The following is a 13,552-nucleotide window of genomic DNA, read 5'->3' as shown; positions in this document are numbered from 1 at the left end:
ACCTTCCGCGAGCGTGGATGTGCTTGATCATATACAGCCGCTAAATGCTGAAAATCCAAATGCGTGTATATCTGCGTCGTCGAAATATTGCTATGCCCTAATAACTCTTGCACTGCCCTAATATCCTTACTGGCTTCCAGCAAGTGGCTTGCGAACGAATGTCTTAGCATATGCGGGTGAAGGTGCTCGGCTATCCCGTTTTTTTTACCCCAGCGATCCAATCTAAGTTGCACACTTCTTTGTGACAAGCGACGGCCCTGTAGAGAAACGAATACTGCTTGCCCTGAACCAGGCCTATTTGCCAACCAAACCTTAAGCGCGTCAAGAGCCTTCTTACCAATAGGCAATTGTCTTTGCTTGCCGCCTTTACCAAAGCGCACTCTCAAAAAGCCTTCGCTAAAATCGATGTCCAACAAATCAAGCATTACCAACTCGCTAAGTCGCAAACCTGAGGAATAAAACAATTCGAACATCGCCAAGTCGCGGGTTTCCAAAACCGAATCTGGCGTTGCATTTAACATCCCCATCATCTGATCGACATCCAACACATGAGGAAGCCTTTTTGACACTTTAGGCGCCTGCACATGCTGAGCAGGGTTATGCGCCACTTGGTTAGTTTTGAGCAAAAATCGATAAAAACTACGTAGCGCAGCAAGTTCGCGCTGAATCGTCTTACTTCCTATACCGTTTTTATGGCGCCCGGCAATATAGTTCCGCACATCGCGATCTTGAACTTGCTGCCAAAGCCTAAGCTCTTGCACATTGCAAAAACTTTGAAAACGTTTTAAGTCCCGCTGGTAATTCGTTGACGTATGGTCGGCAACACGCTTTTCCGAAACTAGATAACAAAAATACAGCTGTAAGGCGTCATCCGCTTCGGCATGCATGATATTCAATCCATTTGCTGTAGTAATGAAATAAGACGCGTCCCGATAATTTCGCTCATTTGGGTAAGAAATATACTGCCCATACTATAGTGAAAGCGGGATTCATCGCGGCTGCCGATTGCCAACAACCCATCAAGCTGCGTAAACACCATGGGTATGATTGCGGCCGAACGGACTTCCGCAGCCACATCCCCGAACAAAAACCTAGCTTGCGCCAAAGTAGGCCGACCGCATTTCGGCTGGTTTGTCGTTAATTCATTGGAAAAATGCTTCAAATTAGCATCATCCGCCCCGACAAATAAATTACTGATCGGCGACAGCGGTTGCTCTTTAATGATTTTAATGGCCACGAAATCAGTGAAAAAACATTCAGCCAACACCTCACTTAAATTAGCGACCGCATCCTCCAAAGAATTTGCTTCTAGCATAGCTAGCGTCAACTCATGCATGCGATTGAAGGATGCGTCGTTTTCCCGAGCAATATCAATCAATGCGGTTAGTTGATTTTCTTGCTCCTGGTGCTTCGCCCGAAAAATTTCCAATTGTTTGGAGATTAGCGATATCGCATTTCCGCTGGGGTGAGGTATATGCATCTTCTCCAGCAAATCCAGGTGATTCTGGAAAAACTCAGGATGGTCTTGCAAATAAGCCGTAACATGGGCTTCGGTCAATAAGTCTTTTGGTTCACTGCTCATAATTTTATTTGTCCCTCGAATACCGTGGCAGCCGCTCCCATCATCAGCACAGGATGACCGCTACCAGTCCAACTAATAATTAATTCGCCGCCAGGCAATTGAACCTGAACATTCTGATCCAACAAACCTTGCTCGATACCCGCGACAACAGCAGCGCACGCCCCGCTACCACAAGCCAGAGTTTCGGCCGCACCGCGCTCGTAAACTCGCAATTTGATTTGCCGGCGATTAACAATTTGCATAAAACCAATATTAGCTCGCTCTGGAAACATCTCATGACGCTCTAGTTGTGCCCCGACAGATGAAACAGGTGCATTTGCCACATCATCGACCCGGATAACCGCATGAGGATTGCCCATAGATACCGCTGCGAATTCGACTTCAATTTCCGCCAACTTCACTGTATATAACTTGGACCGCTCGGAAACCTTCAGCGGTATTTGCTTTGGCTCAAGTGCGGGGACGCCCATTTCAACGGTGATCAAACCTCCCGCACCGAATCGAAGAGTCAGTTGTCTCGCGTCAGTATCAACAATAATTTCGTCTTTATTGCTTAAGCCTTTGTCGCGCACAAAGCGCGCAAAGCAACGCGCACCGTTCCCGCACTGCGCAACCTCGCTACCGTCAGCATTAAAGATTCGGTATTTAAATTCCGCATTGGCGCTAATCGGCTTTTCCACCAATAACAATTGATCGCAGCCCACGCCAAAATGGCGATCCGCCAAAAATCGAATCTGTTCGGTAGTCAATTGTATTTGCTGGTTTATAGCGTCGATCACGACAAAATCATTGCCCAACCCCTGCATTTTGGTGAAATTAATCATCATAACCACTCAGGCAAAACCTGCTCGCCAACCCACAACTGCTCCAGAGTTTCTCGGGCTCGAATAATATACGTTTTATCGCCATCCACCATTACTTCCGCCGCGCGCGGCCTCGAGTTATAGTTTGAACTCATCGTAAATCCGTAGGCGCCCGCTGAGCGAACCGCCAATAAATCGCCTTGTTTCAGCTTTAATGACCGAGCTTTACCTAGAAAGTCACCCGTTTCGCAAACTGGACCGACAATATCCCAATCCAACTCGGCCTGATCACTATCCCCATTAGCTGGAATAATTTCCTGCCATGCCCCGTATAAAGCCGGCCTGACTAGATCATTCATTGCCGCGTCAACAATGGCAAAGTTTTTATTGTCTGTTGGCTTAAGGTATTCCACTCTGGTTAGCAATATTCCGGCATTGCCAACGATTGCACGCCCCGGCTCCAATAGAATTTCAAAACTCCGCCCCGCCAAACGTTGCAGCAAAGCTGAAATATACTCAGAAGGTTGCGGGGGATGCTCATCGCGATAACAAATACCCAGGCCACCGCCTAAATCGAGGTGGTGCAATTCAATACCTTCCTCTTGCAGTTCATCGACCAATGCCAACACCCTATCCAACGCATCCAGAAACGGTACCGTTTCCGTCAATTGGGAGCCAATATGACAATCGATACCGACTATTTCGATATTAGGCATCTGTGCAGCACGCCGGTATTCATGAATGGCTTGCTTGATATCGATCCCGAATTTATTCTCTTTCAAACCGGTGGAAATATAAGGATGCGTCTTGGCATCAACATCCGGGTTGACCCGAAAGGACACGGGAGCGACAACGCCCAACTCACCGGCCAATCGGTTGATACGATCAAGTTCGCCGCTGACTTCCACGTTAAAACAGCGTATACCTATTTTCAGCGCCGCCAGGATTTCATCTTCGCGTTTACCGACCCCGGAAAACACAATTTTGTCCGGACTGCCGCCCGCAGTTAACACGCGCTGCAGCTCACCAAGCGACACGATGTCGAACCCAGACCCAAGTCGCGCCAACAGGTTGAGAATAGCAATATTTGAATTTGCTTTTACAGCATAACAAATAAGGTGTGGGTGACCGGCAAAGCCTTGATCGAAGGCTTGCCAATGCCTCTCCAAGGTCGCTCGGGAGTAGACGTAACAGGGGGTGCCGTAGTTTTCGGCAATTTCGTCAACAGGAATGCTTTCGGCAAACAGCTCGTGTTGCCGATAATTAAAAAAATCCATGGCTTATTTATCTTGTTTGGGTACGTAAATTGGCGGCGGGCTATCCGGCATATATAAAGGGCCGGTTTGGCCGCAGGCCTGCAACAACAGCGCCCAAAGAACTAGAGTTAAAATATTGTTTGTCGTCATATTCGTAACGATTGGGTAGTGAACGCCGAATATAGCATAGCCGACGCCTTAAAAGAACGAACGCAAGGTAGCCGCCCCATCGCGGTAAGCCACAAAAAAAGGGGCATGAAGCCCCTTTTTGCCAATCGGTGAAACGACGACTCACTTTGCCGTCATAGACTCTTTCACCACTTTAGGCGTGATAAACACCAATAACTCTTTTTTGGTATCGTTTTTTACACTTTTCTTGAACATCCAGCCAATCACCGGCAAATCCGACACCCATGGCACGGTATTAAACGATTCCTGAACGGTTGACTCGTAAATACCACCCAACACCACGGTTTCGCCATCTTCAACTTGAACTTTGGTTTTCAACTGCCGGGTATCGATTGGTACCGTGGCATTACCACCTGTTGCCAACGGTGTTCCCGGCGAATCTTTTTTAATGTCGAGCAACATGATTACGCTACCGCTCGGGGTAATCTGCGGCGTAACATTCAACTCCAGCACCGCATCGACCAATTCCGTTACCGGGCCAGTCGACTGACTTTGGGTCTGATAAGGAATCTGCACACCTTGTTTGATAGAGGCTTGCACCATGTCGCTAGTCATTACCCGCGGATTGGATACCAACTCGCCTTTACCATCATCCTGCAGTGCACTGATCTCAAGATTCAAAAGATAATCCGCGCCGCGCGCCAGGGTTAAGGCTAAGGCTCCGCCGCTGGAGGCCGCCAATGCGGATCCCAAATCCGACAGAATTTGCGAATTTTCGCTGGTTTCGGCGCCACTGGCCGTCATTCCGTATTGCGTTCCGCTATTTATGTCAGTTTTATGCGCCACACCAAACTTGGTACCTAAATTCTGCGCAAACGAGGTATCCGCTATTACGATCCGCGATTCGATCAATACTTGGCGTACAGGCACGTCCAATAGCTTGATCATTCTGCGTACATCTTCCATGGCCTTTGCCGTATCCTTGACAATCAGGGTATTAGTCCTGGCATCGACAATCGCCGTACCGCGTGGCGATAGCAACCGCATACTTGCTGACCCACCACCTTGACTATTCTGCCCGACTCCGGCCTGTTGCGATGCAACGGAGCCACCGCCACCTCCGCAACCACCGCCGCCACTGCTCGCCCCCGCTCCTGATTGGCCGCCTTGCGAGTTATTACCTACCCCCATCAATACACCGCAAATTTCCCCCGCTTTCGCGTAATTGATCTGAATATTTTCGGTTTTTAACGGCTCCAACTCTTCGAATATTTTTTTCGAATCCAGTTCTTCCTGCTCTATTTTCATGATCTCGGCAACCGGGGCCACCATCACCACATTACCATTCTGTCTTTTTGCCAAACCTTTGGATTTTAAAATCAATTCCAAAGCCTGGTCCCAAGGTACATCGTTCAATCTGAGCGTAACGTTGCCCGCCACCGAATCGGCGGCAATGATATTGAGCTCGGTAAAGTCGGCTAGAATTTGCAGGACCGAGCGCACTTCAATGTCTTGAAAATTCAATGACAATTTGTTGCCGATATACGGGAATTTTTCTTTTTGCTGCGCTTCCTTTTCCGCCGGTGTCAGAGGCCGAAACTCAACAGTCAACAAGTTATCGGACTGATAGGACGAGTAATCGTAATTACCGTTGTTAGGTGTTATGACGATGTTGACGCTATCGCCTCTTGGAGAGGCTTCGATTTTTTGCACAGGTGTCGCAAAGTCCGACACGTCGAAACTTTTGACTAAAGATTCCGGCAACCTGGTATTTAGAAAGCTTAATACCACTTTACCGGCATTTTGCTTCGCATCCACGACCGTATTCGCCGCTGATAAACCCAGCAACAAGCGTCCCTCACCGTTGGGGCCGCGTCGAAAATCAATACTTTTTATGTTTTGTTCCGGTAAAAACTTACTAATCACCGAGTCCTTGGCCGCGGGTGCTTGCTGTACTGCTCGGTTTACCGCCGCGACGGTTCCGCTAGACTTCAACACCACATAAAACTTATTGCCCTCGATTTTGGTTTCGTAAGGTACTTTTTCTATCAAGTTAATAATAACCCGCGTACGCCCCGACGCCTCCACCACATACACAGTACCTGCGGCACCTTGATTGATAGGAAAGCTCTTTTTTGCCAAATTACTTTTTACGCCGGCAAAGTCCAAAGCAATTCTCGAAGGGTTATCGGTCTGAAAAATTTTTGGCGTCACTATCGGCCCATCCATTTCCAATTGCACTTGCACTTGGTTTCCGGCCAAGGTGGAAAACTCTAAGTTGTTTATTGCTCCGTCATCGGCGCGCACCAGGGCAACGTGCATAAAACAACCCAGCAACACTGAACACCAGAAACCGAAGCCGGCCGCTTTCCATCCGTTTTTATTTTGTTTAGTACTCATTTCTATAACCCTTTTTCATCGGCCAATGCTAGTGAAGACTGTTGTTCGCGCCAAGTGCCCGGCTTATCAGGTACGATTTCCATTAGCTCTATTTTGTCGTCAAGAATACGCAGTATCTTGCCGTAATTTTGGCCCATATGGTGCCCCACCTGGACTCGGTGGATAGTCCCATCCCTAGCTCTTACCAAACCCCAATAGCCTTTGTCATTGCGCAAAGTTCCAACCATGCGCAGACTGTCCAGCGGATACGCTTCCAACTCTTCCTTCCGGCGTTCTATATCAGGCTTTATACCGTTTATACCGGAGACATCGATATTGCTGTCGTCATCCTTTCTTTCAATTGACCTAAACGGGTCCCGTAAACCATCGGGTTTGAATATAAACGACTCAACCACTTTAATTTCAGGCAAGGGTTCGATAGCTGCCTTGGGACGAGCTTTTACGTCTTGAATGTACTTGGTCAGATCGCTGACATCGTCGCTGCCGCAACCCGTCATACCGACCAAAAGCACAGTCAATGCAGACAGGATCGAAAACACTTTCACACCAGCGCACCTCATTGCCCTCTCCTTTTCTTGGCCGCCGGTCCGCCAGCAGCTTGCGCTGCTTCACCCTCGTTATAGGTTTTTATGGTTGCAGTCATGCTCATACCATCTTTGCCTTCTTTACCCATCGGCGTCATCACCACATCGTGCACCGTCACAATCCTAGGTAGCGAAGCCAAACCACTGACAAACAATCCCAATTCTTCATACTTCCCGACAACATGGATGCCAATTGGCAATTCAGAATAAAACTCTCTGTTAATTTCGGTGCTGGGTTGAAACAATTTAAACTCCAGGCCACTTGCCAAACCGGTTTGGGAAATATCAACCAACAAGCTAGCCACTTCAGCTTTGGTGGGCATTTGCTTCAGCATCTCGCCTAGCGACGCTTCGATTTGATCCAGCTGGTCGCGGTAATCCTGGAGGTTGACAGCCTTTTTCTGCTTAACTTCAAACGCACTTTTCAAACTCTCCTCTTGTTTTTCAAGCACATCTAATTCATCCAGCTGCGGCACCGTAACAAAGTAAACGCCAGCCGCCGCTGTTAAAACCGAAAAAATAAGTATGACAATGATTTTTAGCGGCGTCGGCCAGCTACCCGCCGAATTGATGTCCCAATTTATTTCAGACAAATTCATTTGACGACTCCTGGTTGTGGCTTATCGGTCTTCTTACCTTGCTTGGCAGTCATCGTGAAGTCGTTCATCTGGCCGTCTTTCTTGCCTTCACCTTTGATTACAGTAAGCACAGAGGTATTCATCCAAGGCGAGTTATCGATAGCCCGCATGTATGCAGACACTCGCGCATTCGATTCCGCCTTCCCGTCCAAAGTCAAAACCGACCCGGCTTGGGCAAATTTCGTCAGGTAAATACCATCAGGCGTGGTTTTGGCCAATTCATCGAATAAATGCACTACCTCCGGCCGGCTTTCCTGCAACTTTTGGATTACTTCAATTTTGGTCAGCAACCTATTTTTCTTGTCTTCAATTTCCTTGATTTCTTGAATTCGCTTATCCAAGATGGCTATTTCGTTTTGCAAAAGCGTGTTTCTGCGGGTCTGATATTCTTTGATCCCTTCGATATACATAAAGACTACGACCAAAATCAGTGCTGTCACCAAAATACCGGCACCGATACCCGCCACAAAATCCTGCTGCTTTTTTTTACGCAGCTCTTCTCGCCAGGGGAGTAAATTAATTCTTGCCATTAATCGAAACTCCTTAACGCTAAACCGCACGCTATCATCATCGCTGGAGTATCGTTACTCAGACTTTGCGGTTTGACCCGATTAGAAAGCGCCATGTTGATGAACGGATTGGCAATGTAAGACGGGATGCCCAGATCACGTTCCACCAATTTGTCCAAACCCGCGATTGATGCGCAACCACCGGCCAGTACCAACGCATCGACGCCGCGATTGGCGCTAGAGGAAACGAAGAATTGCAACGATCTGGCGATTTGCTGCAACATGGCTTTTTTGAAGGGTTCCAGCACATCGGTTACGTAATTGTCCGGCAAGCCGCCGTGCTTCTTGGCCAAACCGGCTTCTTCATAAGACAGGCCGTAGCGACGCTGAATCTCTTCGGTTAGCTGTTTTCCGCCAAAGCCCTGCTCCCGGGTATAAACAGTTTTACCTTCATGCAGAATGTTCAGCGATGTCATGGTTGCCCCAATGTCGGCAATGGCGACAGTCATATTGCCGGCACCTTCCGGCAACTGATCCGCCAACAAGGAAAACGCATTTTCCATCGCAAAAGCTTCCACATCGACGACAACGGCTTTCAAGCCAGCATAGGCCAGCGCGGCAACCCTGTCCTCGATATTTTCCCGCCGAGAAGCCGCCAGCAACACATCGACCATATCCGGATTATTTTTGGTGATGCCCTGAACTTCGAAATCGAGATTGACTTCGTCCAGCGAATAAGGAATGTACTGATCGGCCTCGACCATGATCTGCTCCTCCATGTCCCTATCGGACAAAGAGGCAGGCATCGAAATAATCTTGGTCATCACCGATGAACCCGCAACCGCGACGCTCGCCTGCTTTGCCCGAGTACCGGATTGCTTTACCGCCGCTTTTATTACCGCGCCGATTTGCTCTATATTGGTGATGTTCTTATCGACTATGGCATCCTGAGGTAACGGGGCCACCGAGTAACTTTCTACCCGGTAACGAGCACCGACCCGGCTCAATTCCAACAATTTAACCGCAGCTGTACTAATATCCACACCCAGCACAGCCGACGGATTCCTGCTCAACCAGCTCATGAATGAACCCTTTTTAGATCGAATATGATTGAATTTGGCTCAAGCATGCTCAGACGAGGCTTGCAGAACCCACATGGGCCTGAAGTATAGTAGATTTTTTTATTTTCATCCTCTTAGATAAACCACTTTACAAGTAACTTTAGGTTGTTCCTGATATCAAAAGGGTTTATTTTGACCGGCAATTTGTATTTTAGCAGTGCGTTTGAATTTCAGTGCCCATTAAGAAAGCCCCCAAACCCAAATCCCTGATCAAGACACTTTTTAAGTGGCTGACCTTCTGCTCGTTGGCTTTTATCGGCACATTTCTAATTGCTGTTTATTTTTTCCTGCTCGAACTCGACAAGGAACTGCCGGATATAGACCAGTTACAACACGTTCAATATCAAATGCCATTGAATATCTACAGCCAAGATAACCTGCTGATAGCTCAGTTTGGCGAGAAGCGCAGAATCCCGACCGACATCGCGCAAGTGCCACCGCAATTGATCAAGGCTTTCATCGCGGCGGAAGATGATCGTTTTTATAAACATAACGGCGTCGATTTCAAAGGCCTGTTGCGCGCGGTGAGCCAGTTAGCCCTTACCGGCAAGAAGCGGCAAGGCGGCAGTACCATCACGATGCAAGTCGCCCGTAATTTCCTGCTTAGCAATGAAAGAACCTACTTGCGCAAGCTCAAGGAAATCATTCTTGCACTGAAAATTGAGCGGCAATATTCCAAAGATCAGATTATGGATCTTTATTTAAACAAAATTTACATGGGCCAACGTGCCTATGGCGTAGCAGCAGCCGCGCAAACCTATTACGGTAAAGATATTTCCGAGCTCACCCTTCACCAGCAAGCGATGATTGCCGGCCTGCCGAAAGCGCCATCCATTTACAATCCGATAGCCAATCCTCAGCGCGCCATAGAACGGCGGAATTACGTATTGCGCCGAATGCTGGATTTAAACTACATAAGCCAACACGACTACGAAATTGCCGTGCAAGCAGTCGATAACGCGGAGATTCAGCCGATAAATGTCGAGCTACAGGCGCCATACATAGCGGAAATGGTTAGGCAAGAAGTCATGTCCAAATACGGCGAGACAGCCTATACCTTGGGTTTGAAAATTTTCACCACCGTCCCTAGCCAATTTCAGTTAGCAGCAGAAGACGCTTTGCAAAAAACACTGCACGAATATGACGAGCGCCACGGCTATCGCGGCTTTCCCCACAAGAATGTGCAAAAAAATGGCATTCAACTTACCGACAGTGTTGTTGGAGATACCCGGCAAGCCCTAATAACAGCAGTAGCCGATTCCGGTGTGACCGCAAAACTGTATGACAACTCGCAGATCAACATCACCTGGAAAAATATTGAATGGGCAAAACCTTACCCTGAAAAAAATATCGGCACCGGCAAGGCTTTTCTTAAACCGAACGACATCATCTGGGTTAGACAACTAGCAAAAGATGAATGGGCACTCACGCAAATTCCGAATGCGGAAGCTGCTTTTGTAGCGCTTAATCCCAACAATGGCGCGATTTTGGCGTTATGCGGCGGCTTTGATTTTTATCACAGCAAATACAACAGGGCTACGCAATCCAAACGCCAACCTGGCTCGGGATTCAAACCTGTTATTTATACAGCTGCATTGGAAAAGGGCTTCACCGCAGCCAGCATCATTAATGACGCACCCATCGTGATCGAGGATCCCTCGCAAGAAAACGATTGGCGCCCGGAAAACTATAGCCGCCGTTTTCTGGGCCCGACGTCGTTAAGAGTTGCGCTACGCGAATCGATCAATCTGGTCTCAGTGCGCTTGCTGCAGGAAATCGGCGTATCCCAGGCAATAGACACGGCCATGCGCTTCGGTTTCGATAAAGAACAATTACCCGGCACGCTGTCCCTGGCCTTGGGTAGCGGCTATGCCTCTCCCTTGCGCATGGCATCCGCCTATGCGGTATTTGCCAACGGCGGATATTTGGTAAAACCCTATCTCATCGAGCGCATTGAAGATCACAAAGGCAACTTGTTGTTTCAGGCAAACCCGCCACTGGCATGCGCCGATTGCCTCGACCAAGATCCGCCTCCGCCGAACCGCGCGCCACGCGCTATTTCAGCAAAAATCAATTTCCTGGCAAACAGCTTGCTGCGAGATGTTGTACAACGCGGCACGGCAACCCAGGCCAAACAATTGGGCCGTAACGATTTGGCCGGCAAAACAGGCACCACGAATGAACAAAGAGACGCTTGGTTTAACGGTTTTGCTACGGATATAGTGGCCTCTGCATGGATAGGCTTCGATAATTCGTTACCGCTTGGTCACGGCGAGACTGGCGGCAAAGCGGCCTTACCGATGTGGATTAAATTCATGAAGGCCGTACAGCAAAACTTCCCGGAAAAGCCATTAACGCAGCCAAGCGGGATAATCCAAGCCTACATCAATCCGGCGGACGGGCTGTTGCTGGATCAGGAAGCGAGAGGAGGTATTTGGGAATATTTCAGCGAAGAAACGGTACCGACGGCAAAATCGACACCAAAATCTGAAGAACCCGCAGAGGATGAGATTTTTGCGGAAGAAGCGTTATTTTGAAAGGCGTTGTATAACTAGGAAGAATCTGGCCGCCAATTGATCGACGGCCGAACAAAACTTCTCGAAAAATCTTTATTTCCCGAATTTTTTACGGAATTTATCAACACGACCCGACGTATCAACGACGCGTTGTTTACCGGTATAAAACGGATGGCAAGAAGAACACACCTCAATGTGTAAATCAGAAGCCAGCACAGAACCGGTTTGAAAAGTATTGCCGCACCCGCAAGTTACGGTAATTTGTTTATATTCTGGATGTATTTCTGGTTTCATAGCGCTCACATACCCGTTCCGGGCTACATACTTGATAGAGAACTGCTTATGATACGATCTCGTAAGGCGATCTGCAACAACTTTGGCTATTCACTTAGCATTCGACAGTATCACTATGATCGGTCATCCTCATCAACAACACCAATAAAATCACTGCCGCTAGACCAATGAGCTCAGAATAGGTAAAGATTAGAGCTATCGCTTAATATTCTGCACACGCCAAAGCAGCAGCAATAACAGCAGGGGCGGAACCGCAGTCAGGCCAGTGGCCACAAACGCGGTAGCATAGGCGCCGAGCAGCCCGTAGATCGGCGTGAGCGTTTCAACCGCAATCCCGGAGAATCCTTTCAGAAATTTGCCAAGCAAGGCGTAGATTGACGACAGCATCGCGTACTGAGTGGCAGTGTAGCCCAGGCTGGTCAGTCTCGACATATAGATTACCAGGGCCACACCAGCGAAAGACTGGGCAAAAGCGTCGAGGGTCATGACTGCTGCGAAAATTGTCGTGTCAGCGCTGACGCTAAGCAAGGCGAATGCCGCCGTGCCACACCCCTCGAACACAAGCCCCGCGATCAGTGTTTGCAATAGACCGAGTCGAACCGCACTGAGACCTGCAGCGGCAATACCGAAAAAAGTGGCAACCAGCCCGAATGAGCCGCGCACCCAGGCAACCGTATCCTTGGATAGCCCCAGGTCGTGATAGTACGGGTTGTACATTGGCCCCATCACGAAGTCGGGCAGGCGATAGAGCGCCACCATCAGCAGCATAAGCAGTCCGGTCACCTTGTGGTTGGCGAAGAAGTCGATGAACGGACCGATGACCGCGTCGGCGAGGCCGCGCAAGGTCCATAACGGAGACTTATGGTACCGCACCACCTCGGCGCGGGCTGGTTCAGAGGCGAACAAGGTTGCTATGATGCAAAGCGCCATCAACACCGCCATGGCAGCGTAGGACATGCTCCACCCGATACGGGCCGCCGCCGCGATGATCAAGGCGTCGGTAATGATCAGGGCGACACGGTATCCGACCTGCGCCGCCGAAGTCATCAAACCTACTTCGTCGGTGTCGGAAGCGGATTCGATGCGCCAAGCGTCGATGGCGATGTCCTGAGTGGCTGATGCGAAGGCCGTCAACAAGGCGAAAGCACCAATGGCCGCCAGCCCGCCCGCCGTCCCGACAGTAGCCATACCCAGCAACCCGATCGTAACCAGAATCTGGCACAGTAGCATCCAACCACGACGCCGCCCCAAACGGCCCAGCAGCGGCACATCGATATGGTCCACCAGCGGCGACCAGTAGACTTTGAAAGCGTAGGCAAAGCCAACCCAGGAGATGAACCCAATGGCGGCCAGGCTAGTGCCATCGTCCCGCAGCCAGTAACCGAAAGTGTTGGCTGTCAGCAGGAAGGGCAGGCCCGAGGCAAAGCCCAGCGCCAGCATAACAGCGACCTTGGGCTGCTTAAGCTCACGCATCACCTCCAGCGCGGAACGTTTGCGGCGCGCGGCGGGGTTGGTCGCGGTTACAGACTGGGTTTCCAGCGACGGCTTGTCAGCCAAAGAAGGGTTGCCATGCGTTGGTGTGGTCATGCAGCAATAATACTTCAAACGAGTAAGCTACGCCCACCAAACTGAAATAGCCGACGATGGATAGAGAAACCTGCTCATCAGCCAGACCGACAAGGTCGTTTACACAAGAGAGAGAAATACCGGCGGAAAAGGT

13 protein-coding genes are annotated in these 13,552 nt (G+C 49.3%); 1 reads left to right on the top strand and 12 read right to left on the bottom strand.

Annotated features, from left to right (window positions below; genetic code table 11):
* The 10 genes from xerC to A1332_RS14055 all read right to left on the bottom strand — a co-directional run.
* On the bottom strand, positions 1 to 887 hold an 887-nt coding region (gene xerC, locus A1332_RS14095; RefSeq protein ID WP_064009124.1), incomplete at its 3' end, for a tyrosine recombinase XerC.
* Between the two features lie 5 nt (positions 888 to 892).
* Complete coding sequence (locus tag A1332_RS14090) at positions 893 to 1,582, bottom strand: DUF484 family protein (RefSeq protein WP_064009121.1); 690 nt, start codon at positions 1,580 to 1,582, stop codon at positions 893 to 895.
* A complete protein-coding gene (dapF, locus tag A1332_RS14085; RefSeq protein ID WP_064009123.1) occupies positions 1,579 to 2,406 on the bottom strand; it encodes a diaminopimelate epimerase in 828 nt (275 codons plus the stop codon). Before dapF ends, A1332_RS14090 begins: the two co-directional genes overlap by 4 nt.
* Entirely contained in the window at positions 2,406 to 3,662 is a 1,257-nt protein-coding gene (gene lysA / locus A1332_RS14080) for a diaminopimelate decarboxylase (RefSeq protein ID WP_064009120.1), read from the bottom strand. Before lysA ends, dapF begins: the two co-directional genes overlap by 1 nt.
* Before the next feature lie 3 nt (positions 3,663 to 3,665).
* Positions 3,666 to 3,791: an LPS translocon maturation chaperone LptM gene (gene lptM / locus A1332_RS24845; RefSeq protein WP_081607937.1), complete on the bottom strand. Its 126-nt coding sequence runs from the start codon at positions 3,789 to 3,791 to the stop codon at positions 3,666 to 3,668.
* Positions 3,792 to 3,932: 141 nt separating this feature from the next.
* Positions 3,933 to 6,170, bottom strand: a complete 2,238-nt coding sequence (gene pilQ, locus A1332_RS14075; RefSeq protein WP_064009119.1) for a type IV pilus secretin PilQ — start codon at positions 6,168 to 6,170, stop codon at positions 3,933 to 3,935.
* Positions 6,171 to 6,172: 2 nt separating this feature from the next.
* Positions 6,173 to 6,730 (bottom strand): pilus assembly protein PilP, encoded by a 558-nt coding sequence (locus A1332_RS14070; RefSeq protein ID WP_064009118.1) that lies wholly within the window; start codon positions 6,728 to 6,730, stop codon positions 6,173 to 6,175.
* Positions 6,727 to 7,353 carry a type 4a pilus biogenesis protein PilO gene (locus tag A1332_RS14065; protein WP_064009117.1) on the bottom strand — a complete coding sequence of 209 codons (627 nt, stop codon included), beginning with the start codon at positions 7,351 to 7,353 and terminating at the stop codon, positions 6,727 to 6,729. Before A1332_RS14065 ends, A1332_RS14070 begins: the two co-directional genes overlap by 4 nt.
* Positions 7,350 to 7,922, bottom strand: coding sequence for a PilN domain-containing protein (locus tag A1332_RS14060; protein ID WP_064009116.1), 573 nt, complete (start codon positions 7,920 to 7,922; stop codon positions 7,350 to 7,352). The genes A1332_RS14065 and A1332_RS14060 overlap by 4 nt, the downstream gene beginning before the upstream one ends.
* Positions 7,922 to 8,983, bottom strand: a complete 1,062-nt coding sequence (locus A1332_RS14055; RefSeq protein WP_020483743.1) for a pilus assembly protein PilM — start codon at positions 8,981 to 8,983, stop codon at positions 7,922 to 7,924. Before A1332_RS14055 ends, A1332_RS14060 begins: the two co-directional genes overlap by 1 nt.
* A gap of 212 nt (positions 8,984 to 9,195) precedes the next feature.
* Here A1332_RS14055 and A1332_RS14050 point away from each other — a divergent pair, with 212 nt between their 5' ends.
* Positions 9,196 to 11,559 (top strand): penicillin-binding protein 1A, encoded by a 2,364-nt coding sequence (locus tag A1332_RS14050; RefSeq protein ID WP_064009115.1) that lies wholly within the window; start codon positions 9,196 to 9,198, stop codon positions 11,557 to 11,559.
* Between the two features lie 72 nt (positions 11,560 to 11,631).
* On the opposite strand, the gene rpmE is transcribed toward A1332_RS14050, so the two are convergent.
* Both rpmE and A1332_RS14045 read right to left on the bottom strand, forming a co-directional pair.
* Positions 11,632 to 11,832, bottom strand: coding sequence for a 50S ribosomal protein L31 (gene rpmE / locus A1332_RS24840; RefSeq protein ID WP_081607938.1), 201 nt, complete (start codon positions 11,830 to 11,832; stop codon positions 11,632 to 11,634).
* A 195-nt stretch (positions 11,833 to 12,027) separates the two neighbouring features.
* Complete coding sequence (locus A1332_RS14045; protein WP_082879695.1) at positions 12,028 to 13,419, bottom strand: AmpG family muropeptide MFS transporter; 1,392 nt, start codon at positions 13,417 to 13,419, stop codon at positions 12,028 to 12,030.
* Positions 13,420 to 13,552: the final 133 nt, after the last annotated feature.

It is taken from the genome of Methylomonas methanica (assembly GCF_001644035.1).
GTDB lineage: Bacteria > Pseudomonadota > Gammaproteobacteria > Methylococcales > Methylomonadaceae > Methylomonas > Methylomonas methanica_A.
The sequence above is the reverse complement of the archived record's forward strand: the minus strand, read 5'-3'. Positions and strand labels throughout refer to the sequence as shown.

What these genes read in the sequence shown, in the direction of transcription:
- A1332_RS14090 (WP_064009121.1), bottom strand. Translation starts at nt 1,582, where the DNA reads ATGAGCAGTGAACCAAAAGACTTATTGACCGAAGCCCATGTTACGGCT.
- dapF (WP_064009123.1), bottom strand. Translation starts at nt 2,406, where the DNA reads ATGATTAATTTCACCAAAATGCAGGGGTTGGGCAATGATTTTGTCGTG.
- lysA (WP_064009120.1), bottom strand. Translation starts at nt 3,662, where the DNA reads ATGGATTTTTTTAATTATCGGCAACACGAGCTGTTTGCCGAAAGCATT.
- lptM (WP_081607937.1), bottom strand. Translation starts at nt 3,791, where the DNA reads ATGACGACAAACAATATTTTAACTCTAGTTCTTTGGGCGCTGTTGTTG.
- pilQ (WP_064009119.1), bottom strand. Translation starts at nt 6,170, where the DNA reads ATGAGTACTAAACAAAATAAAAACGGATGGAAAGCGGCCGGCTTCGGT.
- A1332_RS14070 (WP_064009118.1), bottom strand. Translation starts at nt 6,730, where the DNA reads ATGAGGTGCGCTGGTGTGAAAGTGTTTTCGATCCTGTCTGCATTGACT.
- A1332_RS14065 (WP_064009117.1), bottom strand. Translation starts at nt 7,353, where the DNA reads ATGAATTTGTCTGAAATAAATTGGGACATCAATTCGGCGGGTAGCTGG.
- A1332_RS14060 (WP_064009116.1), bottom strand. Translation starts at nt 7,922, where the DNA reads ATGGCAAGAATTAATTTACTCCCCTGGCGAGAAGAGCTGCGTAAAAAA.
- A1332_RS14055 (WP_020483743.1), bottom strand. Translation starts at nt 8,983, where the DNA reads ATGAGCTGGTTGAGCAGGAATCCGTCGGCTGTGCTGGGTGTGGATATT.
- rpmE (WP_081607938.1), bottom strand. Translation starts at nt 11,832, where the DNA reads ATGAAACCAGAAATACATCCAGAATATAAACAAATTACCGTAACTTGC.
- A1332_RS14045 (WP_082879695.1), bottom strand. Translation starts at nt 13,419, where the DNA reads ATGACCACACCAACGCATGGCAACCCTTCTTTGGCTGACAAGCCGTCG.